The sequence below is a fragment of the Streptomyces sp. T39 genome, assembly GCF_008042045.1.
Classification (GTDB): domain Bacteria; phylum Actinomycetota; class Actinomycetes; order Streptomycetales; family Streptomycetaceae; genus Streptomyces.
In genome coordinates, this window is sequence record NZ_RDBP01000200.1 from 1 (window position 1) to 697 (window position 697).

2 protein-coding genes are annotated in these 697 nt (G+C 71.3%); both read right to left on the reverse strand.

Going from position 1 to position 697, the window contains the following annotated elements:
• Positions 1-328 (reverse strand): MaoC/PaaZ C-terminal domain-containing protein (locus EAO77_RS36875; RefSeq protein ID WP_147992633.1); only part of this gene is annotated, 328 nt, incomplete at its 3' end.
• Positions 250-697 (reverse strand): MaoC family dehydratase N-terminal domain-containing protein (locus tag EAO77_RS36880; protein WP_410088763.1); only part of this gene is annotated, 448 nt, incomplete at its 5' end. The genes EAO77_RS36880 and EAO77_RS36875, both read right to left, overlap by 79 nt.

A 697-nucleotide genomic window follows, 5' to 3' on the forward strand; every position in this document is an offset into this window, starting at 1 on the left:
CGCTGACCTCGACGACGGCCCCCTTGTCGTCGTTGGGGACGACGACGGGCTTGGTGAAGCGGACGCCGTACTCGACGACCGCGCCCGGGTCGCCGAGCCAGTCGGTGACCACGCGGATCGCCTCGGCCATGGTGAACATGCCGTGGGCGATGACGTCCGGCAGGCCGACCTCGACCGCGAACTTCTCGTTCCAGTGGATCGGGTTGAAGTCGCCGGAGGCGCCCGCGTACCGCACCAGCGCGGCGCGGGTCACCGGGAAGCTCGCCGGGGGCAGTTCGGTGCCGACCTCGACGTCCGCGGTGAGGTGCACGACGAGGCCGGCGAGCATGTCGTGACGGCGTGGATGAAGCTGGTGGCACGCGCCGCCGAGGAGGCGTGATGGCAGCGAAGATCGCGTACGCGGACGTCGAGGATGTCGTTCCCGGCAAGGGACTTGATCGCCTCGATGGTGGAGGTGACGGTCAGCCGGTCCCCCGCCCGCACCGGGCGGCGGTAGGCGAACTTCTGGTCGCCGTGCACCACCCGGCTGTAGTCCAGCCCCAGCTGCGGGTCCCGCACCACGTCGCCCGCCGCCAGGTAGGTGATGGCGAACACGAACGTGGGCGGTGCGATCACATCGGCGTGACCGAGCGCGGCGGCCGCGTCCCGGTCGGTGTACGCCGGGTTCGCGTCGCCGACGGCCTCGGCGAACTCACGG